Source organism: Pseudoclavibacter chungangensis (genome assembly GCF_013410545.1).
GTDB lineage: Bacteria > Actinomycetota > Actinomycetes > Actinomycetales > Microbacteriaceae > Pseudoclavibacter > Pseudoclavibacter chungangensis.
This window is the reverse complement of record NZ_JACCFV010000001.1, coordinates 2,899,643-2,917,752: the sequence shown is the minus strand read 5'-3', so window position 1 is coordinate 2,917,752 and position 18,110 is coordinate 2,899,643. Positions and strand designations below refer to the sequence as shown.

The window sequence follows — 18,110 nt, the reverse complement described above, 5'->3', positions numbered from 1 at the left end:
TGAACGGTCGGTCGGGCGAGGGGGAAATCGCGCGTCGGTGACGTGGCAGGCGGGTGTTCGCCACGGGCGCCGTCGGCGTCGGCGGCGAAGCGGTCTCCTGGGGGTGGGCCCGGCTACGATTGACGGATGGTCGCCGCCCTCTACCGCCGTTATCGGCCCGACTCCTTCGCTGACATGATTGGGCAGTCGCAGGTGACGGAGCCGCTCATGACGGCACTGCGAACGGGCCGGGTCAACCACGCCTACCTCTTCTCGGGGCCGCGCGGCTGCGGCAAGACCTCGTCGGCGCGCATCCTGGCCCGCTGCCTGAACTGTGCGCAGGGCCCGACGGACACGCCGTGCGGGACGTGCGACAGCTGCATCGAACTCGCGCGCGACGGGGGCGGCTCGCTCGACGTCATCGAGATCGACGCGGCGAGCCACGGCGGCGTCGACGACGCGCGTGATCTGCGGGAGCGGGCGGTGCTCGCACCGAGTCGCGACCGCTACAAGATCTTCATCATCGACGAGGCGCACATGGTGACGGCGGCGGGCTTCAACGCCCTGCTGAAGGTCGTGGAGGAGCCGCCGGAGCACGTGCGCTTCGTGTTCGCGACGACCGAGCCCGAGAAGGTCATCGGGACGATCCGCTCGCGAACGCACCACTTCCCGTTCCGGCTGATCCCGCCTGCGCCCATGCTCGCCTACGTCGAGCAACTGTGCCGCTCCGAGGGCGTGACCGCCGACGGTGGCGTACTGCCGCTCGTGGTGCGGGCGGGTGGCGGCTCGGCGCGCGACACCCTGTCGCTGCTCGACCAGGTGATCGCCGGGTCCGAGGGTGAGCACGTCGACTACGGGCGAGCGGTCGCGCTGCTCGGTTTCACCGCGACGGAGCTGCTCGACGAGACGATCGAGTCGTTCGCGGGCCAGGAGGCCAGGGCGGCCTACGGGGTGCTCGACCGCGTCGTGCAGTCCGGGCAGGACCCGCGACGTTTCGTGGAGGACCTGCTCGAGCGCGTGCGCGATCTGATCCTCGCGAAGGCGACGGGTGACGGCGTCGGCGCGGTGCTGCGCGGGCTGTCGCCCGAGGAGCTCGAGCGGCTGCGGGCGCAGTCCGATCGCTTCACGCCCGCGGCGCTCACGACGATGGCGGATCTCGTGAACACGACGCTCACGGAGATGTCGGGCGTGACCTCGCCGCGGCTGCACCTCGAGCTCATGGTCGCGCGGGTGCTCGTCGCGTCGCGAGCGGCCTGGGCGGGTGACTCGGCGGCGATCGAGGTCGTGCCGGCGGCATCGACGGCTCCCGTGCGTGAGGTGCCCGGTGCGGCCGGCGTGCGTGACGAGAAGGCCGAGGCGGGGTCGGACGAGCTCACCGAGCGACGCGGAGGCCGGGACGCGTCGACCGCGGTCACGCGGGAGGCGGACACGGCAGGGACGGCAGCCGTCGAGTCGCGCTCCGATGACGCTCGAGCCGCCGGTGCCGGGACGGGCGACGTCGGTGCGCCCGGTGCAGGCACGCCCGGTGCAGGCACGCCCGATGACGGCACGCGTGAGACGCGGGGGGCCGGACGCGAGGCGACGGCTGCCGCGGCGCGGGGCGTCGCGGATGCGGCACGTTCGGCATGGGCGTCGGCCTCCCCGGCGGAGGGGGAACCGGGCCGCGCACCCGTCGTGGGCGTGGGCGAGGAACCCCGCGCGGAGCCCGCGAAGACACCCGAGCCCGCGGCAGCGCCCGAGCCCGCGGCAGCGCCCGAGCCCGCGGCAGCGCCCGAACCGGCGACCCCGTCCGAACCGGCATCGGCCGAGGCGGCCCCGGTCCGCGAACCGGCCGTGGCGTCCGAGCCTGGGACGGAGGCAGGAACGACGGTGGCGTCGGAATCGACACCGGAGGGCCCGCCGCGAACCGAGGCGGAACACGCTACCGGCGGGACCGCTTCCGGCGACCACGACGTGAGCGGCGACCATGCTCCCGGGAATCGGGGCACCGCCGACGATCGGCAGGGCCGTGTTCGGGACCGCGACGGCGAGCCGGGTGCACCGACGGACGCCGGGCAGTCGGCGTCGCGTGCGGTCGGCGAGGTCGATCCGCGGAGTGTCTCGTTCGGCCAGGTGCGCGACGCGTGGCCGAGCGTGCTCGAACACGTCAAGCAGGCGGGCGGCATCGTCGCCTGGACGGCGGTGTACGCCGCGCAACCGCGCGACTTCGTCGACGGCGTGCTGCGGTTCGAGATCGATTCGCGCGCGGCGCTCGACCGGTTCAAGACGCCGAACGGCGACGCGGCCGCCCCGAGCGAGCTCGTCCGCGAGGCGATGCGGAGCCTCCTCGGTGTCTCCGTGAAGTTCCAGCCGAAGATCGTGCAACGGCCCGAGGACGGCGACGCGGGTCGTTCCGGCGACGTGCCGGGGCCCGACGGGCCGGCACCGACGGGCGGCGCCGCACCGCACGGGCCGGCCGCCGACGGCGGCCGCGGCCCCTCCGCGAGTGGCCCGCAGGATCGTGGCGGCCGCGGGCCGACACGGTCGTCGCCCCCGCCCGGGGGCACACAGTCGAGGGCGAGCGGTGGATCGGGATCGACGACGACGTGGAACGTCGTCGCGATCCCCGGTGGCGACGTGCCGCCCGCCGACGGCCCGGGCTCGGCATGGGGCGAGGCGGCGGAGGACGCCGACCCCGAACCGGCGGCACCGCGTCCCGAGCGGCGCTCGGCCGTCGACTACAACCGCGCTCCCGAGGTCGTCGCGCTCCGCGAGGCGACGGCGCGGGCGGCTGCGGAGGAGCCGATCGTCGAGGACGATCCCGTCATCCCGGTTCGACGCCCCGACGCGTCCGGCGGCGGAGGGCGTGCGTCGGGGGCGGACGAGCCGCTGCCACCCGACGCCTACGACGACGAACCGCCGCCCGAGGACCCACGGGACGAGGCGCCCCGCGACGCGCCCGCGCGATCCCGCGCACCGCAGGGATCGGTGACGGCGCCGACCGGGACGCGCCCCGCAGACGAACCGCGAACGGCCCGACCGGCGACGCACGCCGCGACGACGACCACGGTGGGCCCACGCCCCGGGGGACTGCCGCCGATCGAGCGATACGGCGAGTCGGTCATTCGCGAGAAGCTCGGCGCGCGATTCGTGGGCGAGGAGGAACTGCCGCCGCCCGCACCGGTCTCGGGGCCGGGGTTCGAGGCGCCCGACGACGACCCGATGAACGTACCGGGCGCCGGATGATCCGGCGACCGCGGGCGGGTCGCGGCGTGCACGGGATCGGGGCGCGCAGCATCGTCGGTGCCCCCGGCGTGGCCGGGCGGGGCCGGGAGAGGGAGGTCTAGATGTACGAGGGGATCGTTCAGGACCTCATCGACGAACTGGGGCGCCTGCCCGGCGTCGGGCCGAAGTCCGCGCAGCGCATCGCGTTCCACATCGTGCAGACGCGGTCGTTCGACGTGTCGCGGCTCGCGCAGATCCTGCTCGACGTGCGCGAGCGCGTGCGGTTCTGCCGTATCTGCGGGAACGTCGCGGACGGCGACGAGTGCGTCGTGTGCCGCGACCAGCGACGCGACCCGACGGTCATCTGCGTCGTCGAGGAGCCGAAGGACGTCGCGGCGATCGAGCGGACCCGCGAGTTCGACGGCCGCTATCACGTGCTCGGTGGCGCGATCAGCCCGATCGACGGCATCGGGCCGGAGGAGCTCAACATCCGCTCGCTCCTGTCGCGGCTCGACTCGGGCGAGGTGCAGGAGGTCATCATCGCGACCGACCCGAACCTCGAGGGCGACGCGACGGCGAGCTATCTCTCGCGGCTCCTGTCGTCGATCGGGGTGCGGGTGTCCCGCCTCGCGTCGGGGCTGCCGGTCGGTGGCGACCTCGAGTACGCGGACGAGGTGACGCTCGGGCGGGCCTTCTCCGGCAGGCAGACCCTCGGCGCATCGCGGGGCGCCGCGGCACCGCCGCCCCGCCGGCCCCCGCTCGCCGCACCCGGTGAGGGGTGGGCGGAACGCGCCGCCGAGGAGCCGGGGTGGATCGTCGCGGAGGGGCCGCGTGACCCGTCTCCCACCTCGAGCGGCGGAACGGAGCGGACGGGCGAGACCGCGCGGAGCGGCGAGACGGACGCGACGGCTCCGACCGACACGACGGGGCCGACCGACGAGACTGCGGGCGACGCGGCGTCGGACCCCGCCTCGGACGGTCCCTCCGCGCAGCGTGCGGGCTGAGCGCACACCGATCCGGCACGCGAACGGCCCGCACCGTAGAATGGGTGATCGTGCCCGCCGCGCGCCGGCGGCTCCCGACCCACGACCTTCGAGAGAGTCCATCACGTGAGCCTGATCGTCCAGAAATACGGCGGCTCGTCAGTCGCCGATGCCGAGAGCATCAAGCGCGTGGCGAAGCGCATCGTCGACACCCGCAGCGCGGGCAACGACGTCGTCGTCGCCGTCTCCGCGATGGGCGACACGACGGACGACCTCATCGACCTCGCGCACTCGGTCGCCGAGCGGCCCGATGCGCGCGAGTTCGACATGCTCGTCACGACGGGCGAGCGCGTCTCGATGGCGCTGCTCGCGATGGCGATCAAGGACCTGGGCTTCGACGCGCGCAGCTACACCGGTAGCCAGGCAGGCATGATCACCGACTCGAAGCACGGCGATGCACGCATCGTCGACGTCACGCCCGTGCGCGTCCGCGAGGCGCTCGACCAGGGAGCGATCGCGATCGTCGCGGGCTTCCAGGGCTTCAACCGCGACTCGCGCGACATCACGACCCTCGGCCGCGGCGGCTCCGACACGACGGCCGTCGCGCTCGCGGCGGCGCTCGATGCCGACGTGTGCGAGATCTACAGCGACGTCGACGGCGTGTTCACGGCCGATCCGCGCATCGTGCCGCTCGCCCACAAGCTCGATCACATCACGAGCGAAGAGATGCTGGAGCTCGCCGCGAACGGCGCGAAGGTGCTCCACATCCGCGCCGTCGAGTACGCGCGCCGCCAGGGCGTCACCCTCCATGTCCGCTCGTCGTTCTCCGACCTGCCGGGCACCATCGTCTACAACCCCGAGCGGGCAGAGGAGTTCGAAGTGGAAGAACCGATGATCGCGGGCGTCGCCCACGACCTCACCCAGGCGAAGATCACCGTCTCGGGCGTGCCGGACGTGCCGGGCAAGGCCGCGCAGATCTTCGCGATCGTCGCCGAGCAGGGCGCGAACATCGACATGATCGTCCAGAACGTGTCGGGTCGCGGCACGGGCATCACCGACATCTCGTTCACGCTGCCGAAGGCGGGCGCCGAGAAGGTCAAGCGCGCGCTCGAGGAGGCGAAGGACGAGATCGGCTACGAGCAGCTCACCTTCACCGAGGGCATCGGCAAGATCTCGCTCGTGGGCTCGGGCATGCGAACGAACATCGGTGTCTCGGCGCGGCTCTTCGAGGCGCTGCGCGACGCGGGCATCAACATCGACATGATCTCGACCTCCGAGATCCGCATCTCGATCACGGTCCGCGCGGAGCTCGTGACCGAGGCCACGCGCGTCATCCACTCCGCGTTCGGGCTCGACGCCGACCACGAAGCGGTCGTGTACGCGGGCACCGGTCGGTAGACTTCAGCAACTCGATCCGCAGGGAGCCACCAATGGCACAGCAGTTCCACGTCGGCGTCGTCGGCGCCACCGGTCAGGTCGGGGCGGTCATGCGCCGTCTCCTCGTCGAGCGCGACTTCCCGATCGCATCGATCCGCTTCTTCGCCTCGGCGCGGTCGGCGGGTACGACGCTCGAGTTCCGCGGCGAGCAGATCGTCGTCGAGGACGCCGCGACGGCCGACCCGACGGGGCTCGACATCGCGCTGTTCTCGGCCGGCGGGGCGACCTCGAAGGCACAGGCGGAGCGGTTCGCGAACGCGGGTGCGATCGTCATCGACAACTCGAGCGCATGGCGGATGGACCCGGACGTGCCGCTCGTCGTGAGCGAGGTGAACCCGGAGGCGATCGCCGATGCGCGCAAGGGCATCATCGCGAACCCGAACTGCACGACGATGGCGGCGATGCCCGTGCTGAAGGTGCTCGACGCGGAGGCGGGCCTGCAGCGGCTCATCGTCTCGACCTACCAGGCCGTTTCGGGCTCGGGCCTCGCGGGCGCCGAGGAACTCGCGGGCCAGGCGATCGCCGGCGTCGAGGCGGGCCACGACGAACTGCTCGGGCTCGTGCACGACGGGCACGCGATCGCGCTGCCGGAGCCGCAGAAGTACGTCAAGGACATCGCGTTCAACGTCGTCGCGCTCGCGGGCAACCTCGTCGACGACGGCTCGGAGGAGACCGACGAGGAGCAGAAGCTCCGCAACGAGTCGCGCAAGATCCTCGGCCTGCCCGAGTTGCTCGTCTCGGGGACGTGCGTGCGCGTACCGGTGTTCACGGGCCACTCGCTCTCGATCAACGCGGAGTTCGCGAACGACATCACGCCCGACCGGGCGCGCGAGCTGCTCTCGCAGGCGCCTGGCGTCGAGCTCGCGGACGTGCCGAACCCGCTCGACGCGGCCGGCAACGACCCGAGCTACGTGGGACGCATCCGGCAGGACGCGTCGGCGCCCGGCAAGCGCGGGCTCGTGCTGTTCGTCGCGAATGACAATCTGCGCAAGGGCGCTGCGCTCAACGCGGTGCAGGTCGCCGAGGTCGTCGCGGCCGCGAAGGTGCCCGCCTGACCCACGTGATCCGCGGCGCTCCGTGCGCCGGATCACACTGGATCGAGCCGCCCGCGCAGCAGGCAGAACACGTTCCCCTCGGGGTCGGCGAGCACGTGCCACGGCTCGTCGCCGCGGGAGAGGATGATCGTCGGCTGTGCGCCGCCGAATCCCGAGCGCGGGCCGATCTCGATCATGTCCTCGTCGCGATCGAGTTCGACGACGTCGAGCACCGCGCACCAGAACGTCGCGAGGGTGTCGGGGTCGCGACAGCCGAGCACGAGTTCGCCGATCCTGCATGCCACCGGGCGTCTCCGTCCTGCGCCGTGGTCCGTGCGGCGCGCCCCGCGACGTCGCGTGGCCCGGCCCGCCGGATCCCCGCCGGAATCCTGGGCGACGCGGCGGGGCGTGAGGCTAGCACGCCGGGTGCACAGCGGCGTGCGGACGCGAGCGAGACGACGGCGCGGGCGGCATAGACTGGTGCGGTGACGAAAGCGCATGGGATCTACGACGTCGTTCTGATCGGTGGCGGCATCATGAGCGCCACGCTCGGCTCCATCATCAGCAAGCTCGAGCCCGACTGGAGCATCAAGATCATCGAGCGGCTCGACGAGCTCGCGCTCGAGAGTTCGAATCCCTGGAACAACGCCGGAACGGGCCACGCCGCGTACTGCGAGCTGAACTACACGCCCGAGAAGAACGGCACGATGACGAGCGAGAAGGCCGTCACGATCAACCAGCAGTACTTCACGTCACGCGAGTTCTGGTCGCTGCTCGTCGGCGCGGGCGAGCTGCCCGAGCCGGAGCGCTTCATCAACACGGTGCCGCACCTGACGTTCGTACAGGGTGCCGACAACGTCGCATTCCTCAAGCGCCGCTGGGAGCTGCTCAAGGCAGAGCCGGCGTTCGCGGACATGCAGTTCTCGGACGACCCGGCGATCATCGCCGAGTGGGCCCCGGCGCTCGTCGTCGGGCGCGACGTCGACGAGAAGATCGCGGCGACCTACATGCCGATCGGCACCGACGTCGACTTCGGTGCGCTCACGAACCTGCTCGTCGACGGACTGCGCGGGAACGGTGCCGAGGTCACGCTCGGCACCGAGGTGATCGACCTGCGCCAGCAGCGCGACGGTGTCTGGCAGATCCTGAGCCGCAAGCGCTCGGGCGAGGACCGTGGTCGTAAGTCGGTGACGCGGGCGCGCTTCGTGTTCGTCGGGGCCGGTGGCCGCGCGCTGACGCTCCTCCAGAAGGCCAAGATTCCCGAGATCCGCGGCTACGGCGGCTTCCCGATCTCGGGCCAGTTCCTCCGCACCGACAATCCCGAGGTCGTCGCGAAGCACCAGGCGAAGGTCTACGGCAAGGCGTCGGTCGGGGCGCCCCCGATGTCGGTGCCGCACCTCGACACGCGCGTCGTGAACGGTAAGAAGTGGCTCATGTTCGGGCCCTACGCGGGTTTCTCGCCCAAGTACCTGAAGCACGGTTCGTACCTCGACCTGTTCTCGTCGCTGCGACTGCACAACATCCTGCCGATGCTCGCGGTGGCCCGCGACAACTTCGACCTCGTGACGTATCTCGTGGGTCAGGTGCTCGCACCGCGGCGGAAGAAGTTCGCCGAGCTCACGAAGTTCTTCCCCGAGGCCGAGTCGAAGGACTGGGAGCTCATCACCGCCGGCCAGCGCGTGCAGGTCATGAAGCGCGACGCGAAGCGCGGTGGCGTGCTGCAGATGGGCACGGAGGTCATCTCGAAGGCCGACGGCACGATCGCCGGGTTGCTCGGCGCCTCGCCCGGAGCGACGGTCGCGGTGCCGGTCATGCTCGACGTCCTGAAGCGGTGCTTCCCCACGCGCTACGACGACTGGTCGGCCCGGCTGGGGGAGCTCATGCCCGACTTCGGGAAGCGTGTCAACGACTCGGCCGAGGAGGCGGAGCACGTGCTGACGGCGACGAACGAGCGCCTCGGGCTGCACCCGCAGCGCTGACGCCCGGGCGCTGCGGGTGAGCTCGTGCCCGGCGCATTGCGGGTCCCGACATCACCGCACACGATGCTTCCATCAGACAGAATTGTCAGTCCGCATGATGGAATCGCGTGCGGTTCGGGTGACCGACCGTCACGTGCTCGTGCGGGCGACGAGGGTGGTGGCGCTCCGCGCGCGCATCGCGGATGGGAGCGCCATGAGCGACGAACGCTTCGAGCACCTTTCGGCCGGGGACCCGGCGCCGGACTTCGCGCTGCGTGACGCGACGGGCGCGACGGTGTCGCTGTCCGACTTCGCGGGCCGCAGGGTGATCGTGTACTTCTACCCCGCCGCGTTCACGCCCGGGTGCACGACGGAGGCGTGCGACTTCCGTGACAACCTCGCGTCGCTGCAGGGCGCGGGCTACGCGGTCGTGGGGATCTCGGGCGACGACGTCGAGACGCTCGCGCGCTTCGCGGCCGAGGACCGGCTCGACTTCCCGCTCCTCTCGGACCCCGATCACGTGACGGCGAAGGCGTACGGCGCGTGGGGCGAGAAGCAGATCGGTGACCGCACGCTCGCGGGCGTGCTGCGCTCGACGTTCGCGATCGGCGAGGACGGGCGGATCGAGCTCGCCGAGTACCGCGTGAACGCCGACGGGCACGTCCGCGCGCTGCGGGAGTCACTCGGCGTCTGAGCACCCCGCCTCGCCCGCGCCCCGGCTCGGTCCGGGCCGGTGCCCGGTCGACCCGTGCGCGCCCGGGCCGGTGCGGGCCGAGTGTGCGCAGTGCGCGGGTGGGCCGCGCTCAGCCGCGCCCGTCGTAGGGCATGCCGGCGGCGGTCACGACGAGTTCGTGCACGGCGACGTTCGCGGGGAGCTCGGCGATGTCGACGACGAGGCGGGCCGCCTCGTGCGCGTCGAAGGTCGGTTCCGGGCGGCGCGTGCCGTCGGCCTGCAGTGCGCCGGTGTCCGAACTCGCCCCGGTTCCCGCACCCGTGAGCATGTCGGTCGCGGCGTTGCCGAGATCGATCTGACCGCACGTGATGCCGAAGGGGCGGCCGTCGAGTGCGATCGAGCGCGTGAGTCCGGTGACGGCGTGCTTCGTCGTCGTGTAGGCGACGGCCGACGGCCGTGGGCGTCGGGCCGAGACCGAGCCGTTGTTGAGGATGCGGCCGCCCTGCGGATCCTGCGCACGCATGGTGCGGAACGCGGCGGCGGCGCACAGGAACGTGCCGGTGACGTTCACGGCCCAGTTCGCGCTCCAGTCCTCGAGCGTGAGTTCGTCGACGCGTGCGGACGGGCCGAAGGCGCCCGCGTTGTTGAACAGCAGGTCGAGCCGCGCGTGCCGCTCCCGCACGAGCGCGAAGGCGTGCTCGACGGCACCCGGGTCGGTGACGTCGGTCGGGACGACGAGGTGATCCACGCCGTCCGGCGCGAGGTCACGGGCCTGCTCGGCGACCGCGCGGAGCGCCGACTCGCGGCGGCCGAGCAGAGCGACGTGCCACCCGCGACGGGTGAGTTCGAGTGCCGTTGCGCGTCCGATGCCACTGCCCGCACCGGTGACGACGGCGACGCGGGTGCGATGGTCTCGAGGGGGTCCCGGTGTGGTGCGTCCGTCCGGGTCGCATGCAGTGGTGGTGCCGTGCTCGCCGGTGTCGTGCTCGTCGGTGGTCATCGTCGGCCTCCTCGGGACGCGTTCCTCGCGTCGGATCGGTCTGTGCTGGGTCGTGGTCGTGGCTGGGTGTGTGCCGAACGTGGGGTGCCCGGTGCCTGTTCTCGGACATCTTGGCGCGTGATTCCGCCGCGCCGGAGTGTTCGCGTGTTCGAAGTTCGGTTGTCGTGTGCGCGTATCGAATGCGGGTCCGGATACAGTCGAGCCCACGTCAGCGCCCTCGCGCCGAACACGCGCGATGCGCGAGGGCTTGACGTGGATCATCGTCCAGTGTTTCACAGTCTGTTACATAACGGAAATGTATTTCCGCAATGTGAAATCAAATGAAGGGTAAGCAATGACGCTTGCAGCGTTCAACCAGCTCGAGACGGCCGAGGCGGTCGAGTACGTCCGCCCGTGCGCCGACATCCCGCGCTGGATTGAAGCCGTCGTCACGTCCCGTCCGTACTCCAACGTGGAGGAGGTGCTGTCGGTCGCCGGAACCCGGGCGGTCGACTGGACGCCGGACGAGGTCGACGGAGCCCTCGGGCACCACCCGCGGATCGGTGAACGGGCGAGCGGTAGCTCGGCCGAGGCCGGCATGTCGCGAGCGGAGCAGGCGGGGGTCGATGCGAGCGACGATGGGTTGGAATCGGAACTCCTCGCGGGCAACCGCGAATACGAGGAACGGTTCGGACGCATCTTCCTCATCCGCGCGGCGGGTCGCACCGGTCGGGAGATCCTCGACGAACTGCGTCGCCGCCTCCGCAACACCGACGAGGACGAGGCCCGCGAGGTTGCCCGGCAACTTCGCGAGATCGCGCTCCTCCGACTGGAAGGGATCCTCCGCTCATGAGCCACGTCACCACCCACATCCTCGACGCCGCACTCGGCCGACCGGCCGCCGACGTCGCGATCGTGTTGGAGACGTCGTCCGGTGAGCGCATCGTGTCGGCTCGCACCGACGCGGACGGCCGTGTCAAGGACCTCGGGCCCGATCGGCTCGAGGCCGGCGACTACCGCCTCCGCTTCGAGGTGGCCGAGTACTTCGCCCGCACGGGGACGGACACCTTCTATCCCGTCGTCACGATCGACTTCACGATCGCCGACGTCGAGCAGCACTATCACGTACCGCTACTCATCAGCCCGTTCGCCTTCTCAACCTACAGGGGTAGCTAAACATGACAAACGCCGACACCAGCAGCGCCGTCACCGTCGAGAACAACGTCGTCCTCGGGGACAACCAGTACGGCAAGGCCGAGGTCCACCTCGTCCGCGTCACGCGCGACAGCGACCGTCACGAGATCGAGGACCTGACGGTCGTCTCGCAGCTCCACGGCGACTTCGACGCCGTGTACTACGAAGGGGACAACGCGCACTGCGTCCCCACCGACACCCAGAAGAACACGGTCTTCGCGTTCGCGAAGGACGGCGTCGGCTCGCCCGAGGCGTTCCTGATCCGGCTCGGCCGGCACTTCGTGGACGACTTCGAGTGGGTCACCGGGGGCCGCTGGGCCGCCCGCCAGGTCACGTGGGACCGGATCCCCGTGCAGGGCGAGGGCCACGACCACGCGTTCTTCCGCGGTGGCACGGGTGCCGAGACACGCACGGCCGTCGTGAAGATCGTCGACGAGACGACGACGCACGTCATCTCGGGCCTCGAGGACCTCGCTGTGCTCAAGACGACCGAGTCCGGCTTCGTCGGCTACCCGGTCGACCGGTACACGACCCTGCCCGAGACGACGGACCGCATCCTCGCGACGAACGTGACGGCCCGGTGGCTCTACAACTCGACGGACATCGACTTCAACGCCGTGTTCGACTCGGTGCGCACGATCCTGCTCGAGACGTTCACGAACCACTACTCGAAGGCGCTGCAGGAGACGCAGTACCTCATGGGGAAGGCCGTGCTCGAGGCCCACCCGGAGATCGACGAGATCAAGTTCTCGATGCCGAACCTCCACCACTTCGTCGTCGACCTCTCGCCGTACGGGCTCGAGAACCCCAACGAGGTGTTCTACGCGGCGCACAGCCCGTACGGCCTGATCGAGGGCACCCTCCGCCGCGAGGGGCTCGGCGACACGTCGGCGATCTGGCAGGGCGTTCCGGCCTTCGTCTGATCCTCGATCGTGCGAGGCCGCACCGTGGCGGCACCGTACGACCTCCAGCGACCGGTGGTCGCCGTCCGACAGCGGAGTCGGGCGGCGACCGGGACCGGTCCCTTCTCATCGCCCGCGCGTGCGCGGGCTCCGGTGACGCGACTCGTGCCGCGTGCCGGTGATCCGCGTCGCCCGTCGGGCGGCGCCCGCCACCAAGGAGGCATGCATGAGCAAGAAGAACAGGTCGTTCCCGGGCAGTATCGACGTGAAGGGTGAGCCGGAGGACGAACGGCTCCCGGTGGGGCGCACGTTCGCGTACGGCCTGCAGCACGTCCTCACGATGTACGGCGGCATCATCGCGCCGCCGATCATCATCGGCGGGGCCGCGGGGGTGTCGGACGCCGAGCGCGGTCTGCTGATCGCGTCGTGTCTGTTCATCGGTGGACTCGCGACGATCCTGCAGAGCGTCGGCATCCCCTTCTTCGGCTCGAAGCTGCCGCTCGTGCAGGGCACGTCGTTCGCGGCGGTCGCGACGATGCTCGCGATCGTCAACTCGGGCGCGGGGCTGCCGGGCGTCTTCGGCGCGGTGCTCGTCGCATCGGCGATCGGGTTCCTGATCACGCCGTTCTTCGCGATGATCATCCGCTTCTTCCCACCCGTCGTGACGGGTGTCGTGATCACGTCGATCGGGCTCTCGCTCATTCCCGTCGCGGGGAACTGGATCATGGGCGGGAACGCGACCGCGGACGGCTACGGCTCGGTCGCGAACGTCGGGCTCGCGGGGCTGACGCTGCTGATCGTGATCGTGCTCTCGAAGGTCGGGAACGCGACGATCTCGCGGCTGTCGATCCTGTTGGCGCTGTTCCTCGGGACGTTGATCGCGATCCCCCTCGGCATGGCGGACTTCTCGAAGGTGCTGGACGGTCCGATCTTCGCGATCCCGACGCCGCTCGCGTTCGGGGCACCCACGTTCGACCCCGCGGCGATCATCTCGATGTTCATCGTGGTGCTCGTGATCCTGACGGAGACGACGGCCGACATCCTCGCGGTGGGCGAGATCGCGAACTCGAAGGTGGACCGCAAGCGCATCGCGAACGGTCTGCGGGCCGACATGGGCGCGAGCATCGTGTCGCCGTTCTTCAACTCGTTCACGCAGAGCGCGTTCGCGCAGAACGTCGGACTGGTTGCGATCACGGGGGTGAAGAGCCGGTTCGTGGTGGCGGCTGGTGGCGTGATCCTCGTGGTGCTCGGTGTGCTGCCGGTGCTCGGCAGGGTGGCGGGCGCGATCCCGATGCCGGTGCTCGGTGGCGCGGGGATCGTGCTGTTCGGGACCGTGGCGGCGTCGGGTATCAGGACCCTCGCGAAGATCGAGTACAAGAACAACATGAACCTCGTGATCGTGGCGACCTCGCTCGCGTTCGGCATGCTGCCGGTCGTGAAGGGCGACATCTACGACCAGTTCCCGGACTGGTTCGAGATCATCTTCCACTCGGGCATCTCGTCGGCGGCGATCATGGCGGTGCTGCTGAACCTGATCTTCAACGAGCTGAAGTTCGGTCAGTCGAAGAACTCGTCGGTGTTCGTGGCGGCGCCACCGCGGATGGTGCGTGAGGACGAGATCGAGGCGCTCGAGGACGGCGACACCTTCGTCGGCGGGCGGCTGTTCTCGGCCGATGGCAAGGAGGTGCCGATCGTCCGCTACAACGCGAGCGGGGCACCGACGACCTCGCTGCACATCAGCTCGGCCGACCGGGTGACACCGGACACGCCGGCAGGCGGCACGCGGGCGAAGGCCGAGGCGGCAGGTGCCGCGGGAGCCGACGCCGAGGACGTGACGACCGGCTCGGGCGCGGGGACGGGTGCCGGATCAGCATCGGCCGACGGCGAGGAGAACGGGTCGCGGCGGCCCGAGACGGATCCGCAGCACTGATCGCGCCGCTCGGGCGGGTGCTCTCTCGGCTCCGGGCCGTTCGACGGTCGTGAGGTGACGAGAGCCGTGAGGTGACGAGAGCCGCGAGGTGACGACGGCCGGACGACGGGCTCGGCGTGGAGGAGACTCCGCGCCGAGCCCTCCGCGCGGCAGCCCCCACGTGGTGCGCGCCCGGTCCTGCGGACTCCGGTCCGTGAGTCCGCCGCAGAAAAAGCCGGGTTGTTGCTACCGGGCCGCGGGCCCGGTAGCAACAACCCGGCTTTTTCTGCGCTCGGTGGCTTGGCGCTGGTGCGGGCACAAGCACAGGTGCAGGCGCCGATTCAGGTGCCGGAGGCGTCAGCGGTCGCGGTGCGGCGTCGTTCCGAGCATCGCGCCCGTTCGGCGCATCGCTTCCGGTGCGCGCAGGGCCGTCACGATCGTGATGATCGGATGCCATCCGAAGCGGTACTCGCGACCCGATTCGAGTCGCCACGCGAGATCCGGTCGCAGTCGACGCAGGATCAGGCGTGCCCGTTCGGCGTGGAGCGGATCCGAGACGAACGCGATGCGGTCCGTGTCCTCGACGAGCGGGATCGCGTTGCGCACGTTCTCGACCGTCGTCCGACTCGTTCGATCGAGCCGGATCGGATCCCGCACACCGCGTTCGCGCGCGTAGGCCGCCAGGAGCTCGGCCTCCGGCACGGGGCCACCGACCGCTCCGCCGCAGCAGACGAGGACGCGCTCCGCGGCAGCCGCGTCGAGCGCGCGCAGCGCCGAGCGGACCCGGATGCGGTTCACGAGGTTCGCGCGCGATCCGCGGTTCCGGTAGCCGAGGACCACGACCGCCTGCCGATAGGGCTCCCGGGTCTCGAGCACCGTGCTCGAGAACCCACGACGACTCGCCAGACGATGTGCCCGGTCGCTCGCGAGCCAGACGCTCACCGATCCGACGATGGTGATCGCGAGCAGGGCACGCGTCGCAGTAACCCTCACACGCCTCGAACGCGAATGCCGCATATCGAGAGCGTAGGCGTCCCGGTCGAACATGCTCCGGACATCTCGCCGGGAGGTGGCCCGCCGTCGCGCGTGCAGGCCGATCGAGTCCGGTCGATCGCGGCGAATCGATGCCTCGTTCCGTCCGGTGCGAATTCTGCGGCACGAACGGTCGTGCCCGGTCTCGGTCCCGTCGGGTGAGCTGCCCGGTCGGGTGAGGGGCCCGGCGTGCTCCGTCGTCGAGCTCCCTGCGATGGACCACTCGCGCGGGAGTCCCGCACGCGGGAGCCGGGTACGGGGGAGCCGGGTTCGGGGGAGCCGGGTGCGGGGGAGTGGGGCGCGCGGGTGCGGTGGTCGAGCATCCGGGATGCGATTGTTCGCGAGCCGTGCGCCCGTCAGGCGACCCGGTTCATCTCCTCGCCGATCGCCCGCGCCGCCGCCTGCAGCAGCGGCACCGCGCGCTCGCCGAACGCCGCGTCGACCCGCGTCGTGGGCCCCGACACCGAGATCGCCGTCGGCGTCGGCGCATCCGGCACCGCGACCGCGAAGCAGCGCACTCCGACCTCCTGCTCGTTGTCGTCGATCGAGTACCCCTGTTTCCGGATCGTCGCGAGGTGCTCGACGAGCTTCTCCGGGGTGTCGATGCTGAACTCCGTGTGCGGCGGCATACCGGCCCGCCCGACGATGCCCCGCACCGTGCTCTCGTCGAGCTGCGCGAGCATCGCCTTCCCGACGCCCGTGTCGTGCGTGTGCGCGCGCCGTCCGATCTCGGTGAACATCCGCATCGAGTGCGGTGACGGCGTCTGCGCCACGTAGAGCACCATGTCGCCTTCGAGGACGGCCATGTTCGCCGACTCCTGCAGCTCCGCGACGAGCCCCGCGAGGTACGGCCCCGCGATCTGCCCGAGCTGCTTGTTCGCGCCGTCGCCGAGCCGGATCAGCCGCGGGCCGAGCGAATAGCGCCGGTTCGCGAGCTGCCGCACGTAGCCCTTGCCGACGAGCGTGCGCAGGAGACGGTGGATCGTCGGCGGTGGCAACTCCGTCCGGCTCGCGAGCTCCGACAGGGTGAGGGCGCCACCCGCATCGGCCATGAGGTCGAGGATGTCGAAGACGCGTTCGACGGACTGCACGCCACCTGCTGCGCGTTCGGCCATGGGGTACCTCCTGCTCGTCGCGCACCGCCGTCCGCGGCGGCCCGGATTCGTGGGCCGGCGCCACGCTCGCGGTGGTGCCTCATCTCGTGCCCGCCGGAGACGTGCACGCTCGTCGTGCGTTCGTCCGTCCACGGTGGACCCGCGATCGGTGCTCTTGCGGGACACGTCGCCCCGCCGTACGATGATTCCACAAGATAGAAGTGAAAATCCACTAGGTGGAATTTGTTGGTTCACTTCCGATGCGCACGGTCAGCGTGCCGGCCCTACCGATCAAGGAGGATCCTATGGCCAATCCCAGCCCCGGGTATTCGATCACCGTCCGCGTCGAGGCCCCCTCGAACTACCAGGTGACGAGCGAACTCGCCGCTGCCGTCGGCGCCGCCGGCGCCCAGGTGACGGCCCTCGACGTCGTCGAGTCGCACCACGACCGCATGGTCGTCGACGTCACGGCCAACACCTCCTCGCCCGCCCACGCCGACGAGGTCGCCGACGCGATCCGCGCGATCGACGGACTCGTCGTCGAACATGTGAGCGACCGCACCTTCCTCATCCACCTGGGTGGCAAACTGGAGGTCGTGCCCAAGGTCGAGCTCCGCAACCGCGACGACCTCTCGCGCGCCTACACGCCCGGCGTCGCCCGCGTCTGCACGGCGATCGCCGAGGACGAGCGGCTCGCCCGCAACCTCACCGTCAAGCGCAACACGATCGCCGTCGTCACCGACGGCTCGGCCGTGCTCGGTCTCGGCAACATCGGCCCCTCGGCGGCGCTGCCCGTCATGGAGGGCAAGGCCGCCCTCTTCAAGCAGTTCGCCGACGTCGACGCCTGGCCCGTCTGCATCGACACGCAGGACACCGACGAGATCGTCAAGATCGTCAAGGCCATCGCCCCCGTCTACGGCGGCGTGAACCTCGAGGACATTGCCGCGCCGCGCTGCTTCGAGGTCGAGGCGCGGCTGCGCGAGGAGCTCGACATCCCCGTCTTCCACGACGACCAGCACGGCACCGCGATCGTCGTCCTCGCGGCCCTCAACAACGCGCTGCGGGTCGTCGACAAGAGGATCGAGGACATCTCGGTCGTCATCTCGGGCGTCGGCGCCGCCGGCCACGCGATCATCCAGCTCCTGCTCGAGGCGGGCGTCCTCAACATCGTCGCCGCGGGACGCTCCGGCGTCATCTCGCGTGGCGAGGAGCACAGCGACGAGCACCGCCGCTGGATCGCGGAGCACACGAACGAGGCAGGCTTCACGGGATCGCTCGTCGACGCGGTCGCGGGGGCCGACGTGTTCGTCGGCGTCAGCGCGCCCGACGTCCTCACCGAGGACGCCGTCGCCTCGATGGCCGATCGCGCGATCGTCTTCGCCCTCGCGAACCCCGACCCCGAGATCGACCCCGTGCTCGCGGGCCGCCACGCGGCGGTCGTCGCGACCGGACGCAGCGACTACCCGAACCAGATCAACAACGTCCTCGCGTTCCCCGGCGTCTTCCGCGGCCTGCTCGACGCGGGCGTCAACGACGTGTCGACCGAGATGCTCGTCGCCGCCGCCGACGCGATCAGCAAGAACGTGAGCGACGAGGAACTCAACCCGAGCTACATCATCCCGAGCGTCTTCGACCGGGACGTCGCACGCGACGTCGCTGACGCGATCGTCGCCGTCGCCGAGCGCGACGCCCAGCGCGACGCCGAGCCCGCCCCTGCCGCCGTCTGACCGAG

14 protein-coding genes and 1 pseudogene are annotated in these 18,110 nt (G+C 70.7%); 11 read left to right on the top strand and 4 right to left on the bottom strand.

Annotation, left to right across the window (positions count from 1 at the left end):
• Window positions 1–126 precede the first annotated feature (126 nt).
• From HNR16_RS12865 to HNR16_RS12850, 4 genes and pseudogenes are all read left to right on the top strand, one after another.
• Entirely contained in the window at window positions 127–3,204 is a 3,078-nt protein-coding gene (locus HNR16_RS12865) for a DNA polymerase III subunit gamma and tau (protein ID WP_158040750.1), read from the top strand.
• 101 nt (window positions 3,205–3,305) lie between these two features.
• A pseudogene (gene recR, locus HNR16_RS12860) lies at window positions 3,306–3,896 on the top strand (recombination mediator RecR); the annotation flags it as partial.
• A gap of 396 nt (window positions 3,897–4,292) precedes the next feature.
• Complete coding sequence (locus tag HNR16_RS12855) at window positions 4,293–5,564, top strand: aspartate kinase (protein WP_158040751.1); 1,272 nt, start codon at window positions 4,293–4,295, stop codon at window positions 5,562–5,564.
• A gap of 32 nt (window positions 5,565–5,596) precedes the next feature.
• Window positions 5,597–6,658, top strand: a complete 1,062-nt coding sequence (locus HNR16_RS12850) for an aspartate-semialdehyde dehydrogenase (RefSeq protein WP_158040752.1) — start codon at window positions 5,597–5,599, stop codon at window positions 6,656–6,658.
• A 32-nt stretch (window positions 6,659–6,690) separates the two neighbouring features.
• Here HNR16_RS12850 and HNR16_RS12845 read toward each other — a convergent pair whose 3' ends face one another.
• Window positions 6,691–6,942, bottom strand: a complete 252-nt coding sequence (locus HNR16_RS12845) for a VOC family protein (RefSeq protein WP_158040753.1) — start codon at window positions 6,940–6,942, stop codon at window positions 6,691–6,693.
• Window positions 6,943–7,122: 180 nt separating this feature from the next.
• Between HNR16_RS12845 and mqo the strand changes: the two genes are divergently transcribed.
• Both mqo and bcp read left to right on the top strand, forming a co-directional pair.
• Window positions 7,123–8,616 carry a malate dehydrogenase (quinone) gene (gene mqo / locus HNR16_RS12840; RefSeq protein WP_225737869.1) on the top strand — a complete coding sequence of 498 codons (1,494 nt, stop codon included), beginning with the start codon at window positions 7,123–7,125 and terminating at the stop codon, window positions 8,614–8,616.
• Window positions 8,617–8,809: 193 nt separating this feature from the next.
• The gene (bcp, locus tag HNR16_RS12835) at window positions 8,810–9,289 is read left to right on the top strand and encodes a thioredoxin-dependent thiol peroxidase (protein ID WP_158040754.1); all 480 of its coding nucleotides are present in this window, start codon (window positions 8,810–8,812) and stop codon (window positions 9,287–9,289) included.
• 109 nt (window positions 9,290–9,398) lie between these two features.
• Here the strand turns inward: bcp and HNR16_RS12830 are convergent, their stop codons facing one another.
• Complete coding sequence (locus HNR16_RS12830) at window positions 9,399–10,268, bottom strand: SDR family oxidoreductase (protein ID WP_158040755.1); 870 nt, start codon at window positions 10,266–10,268, stop codon at window positions 9,399–9,401.
• Between the two features lie 334 nt (window positions 10,269–10,602).
• On the opposite strand from HNR16_RS12830, the gene uraD reads away from it, so the two are divergent.
• The 4 genes from uraD (at window position 10,603) to HNR16_RS12810 (ending at window position 14,273) form a co-directional block, all read left to right on the top strand.
• Entirely contained in the window at window positions 10,603–11,100 is a 498-nt protein-coding gene (gene uraD, locus HNR16_RS12825; protein WP_158040756.1) for a 2-oxo-4-hydroxy-4-carboxy-5-ureidoimidazoline decarboxylase, read from the top strand.
• Window positions 11,097–11,423, top strand: a complete 327-nt coding sequence (gene uraH / locus HNR16_RS12820) for a hydroxyisourate hydrolase (protein WP_158040757.1) — start codon at window positions 11,097–11,099, stop codon at window positions 11,421–11,423. Before uraD ends, uraH begins: the two co-directional genes overlap by 4 nt.
• Before the next feature lie 2 nt (window positions 11,424–11,425).
• Complete coding sequence (pucL, locus tag HNR16_RS12815; RefSeq protein WP_158040758.1) at window positions 11,426–12,364, top strand: factor-independent urate hydroxylase; 939 nt, start codon at window positions 11,426–11,428, stop codon at window positions 12,362–12,364.
• A gap of 205 nt (window positions 12,365–12,569) precedes the next feature.
• Window positions 12,570–14,273 (top strand): nucleobase:cation symporter-2 family protein, encoded by a 1,704-nt coding sequence (locus HNR16_RS12810; protein WP_218868445.1) that lies wholly within the window; start codon window positions 12,570–12,572, stop codon window positions 14,271–14,273.
• 336 nt (window positions 14,274–14,609) lie between these two features.
• On the opposite strand, the gene HNR16_RS12805 is transcribed toward HNR16_RS12810, so the two are convergent.
• Both HNR16_RS12805 and HNR16_RS12800 read right to left on the bottom strand, forming a co-directional pair.
• Window positions 14,610–15,194, bottom strand: coding sequence for a YdcF family protein (locus HNR16_RS12805; RefSeq protein ID WP_225737870.1), 585 nt, complete (start codon window positions 15,192–15,194; stop codon window positions 14,610–14,612).
• A gap of 446 nt (window positions 15,195–15,640) precedes the next feature.
• Window positions 15,641–16,399, bottom strand: coding sequence for an IclR family transcriptional regulator (locus HNR16_RS12800; protein ID WP_158040760.1), 759 nt, complete (start codon window positions 16,397–16,399; stop codon window positions 15,641–15,643).
• A gap of 284 nt (window positions 16,400–16,683) precedes the next feature.
• Here HNR16_RS12800 and HNR16_RS12795 point away from each other — a divergent pair, with 284 nt between their 5' ends.
• Window positions 16,684–18,105: an NAD-dependent malic enzyme gene (locus tag HNR16_RS12795; RefSeq protein ID WP_158040761.1), complete on the top strand. Its 1,422-nt coding sequence runs from the start codon at window positions 16,684–16,686 to the stop codon at window positions 18,103–18,105.
• Window positions 18,106–18,110: the final 5 nt, after the last annotated feature.

What these genes read in the sequence shown, in the direction of transcription:
- pucL (WP_158040758.1), top strand. Translation starts at nt 11,426, where the DNA reads ATGACAAACGCCGACACCAGCAGCGCCGTCACCGTCGAGAACAACGTC.
- HNR16_RS12830 (WP_158040755.1), bottom strand. Translation starts at nt 10,268, where the DNA reads ATGACCACCGACGAGCACGACACCGGCGAGCACGGCACCACCACTGCA.
- uraH (WP_158040757.1), top strand. Translation starts at nt 11,097, where the DNA reads ATGAGCCACGTCACCACCCACATCCTCGACGCCGCACTCGGCCGACCG.
- HNR16_RS12810 (WP_218868445.1), top strand. Translation starts at nt 12,570, where the DNA reads ATGAGCAAGAAGAACAGGTCGTTCCCGGGCAGTATCGACGTGAAGGGT.
- HNR16_RS12800 (WP_158040760.1), bottom strand. Translation starts at nt 16,399, where the DNA reads ATGGCCGAACGCGCAGCAGGTGGCGTGCAGTCCGTCGAACGCGTCTTC.
- HNR16_RS12795 (WP_158040761.1), top strand. Translation starts at nt 16,684, where the DNA reads ATGGCCAATCCCAGCCCCGGGTATTCGATCACCGTCCGCGTCGAGGCC.
- bcp (WP_158040754.1), top strand. Translation starts at nt 8,810, where the DNA reads ATGAGCGACGAACGCTTCGAGCACCTTTCGGCCGGGGACCCGGCGCCG.
- HNR16_RS12850 (WP_158040752.1), top strand. Translation starts at nt 5,597, where the DNA reads ATGGCACAGCAGTTCCACGTCGGCGTCGTCGGCGCCACCGGTCAGGTC.
- HNR16_RS12865 (WP_158040750.1), top strand. Translation starts at nt 127, where the DNA reads ATGGTCGCCGCCCTCTACCGCCGTTATCGGCCCGACTCCTTCGCTGAC.
- uraD (WP_158040756.1), top strand. Translation starts at nt 10,603, where the DNA reads ATGACGCTTGCAGCGTTCAACCAGCTCGAGACGGCCGAGGCGGTCGAG.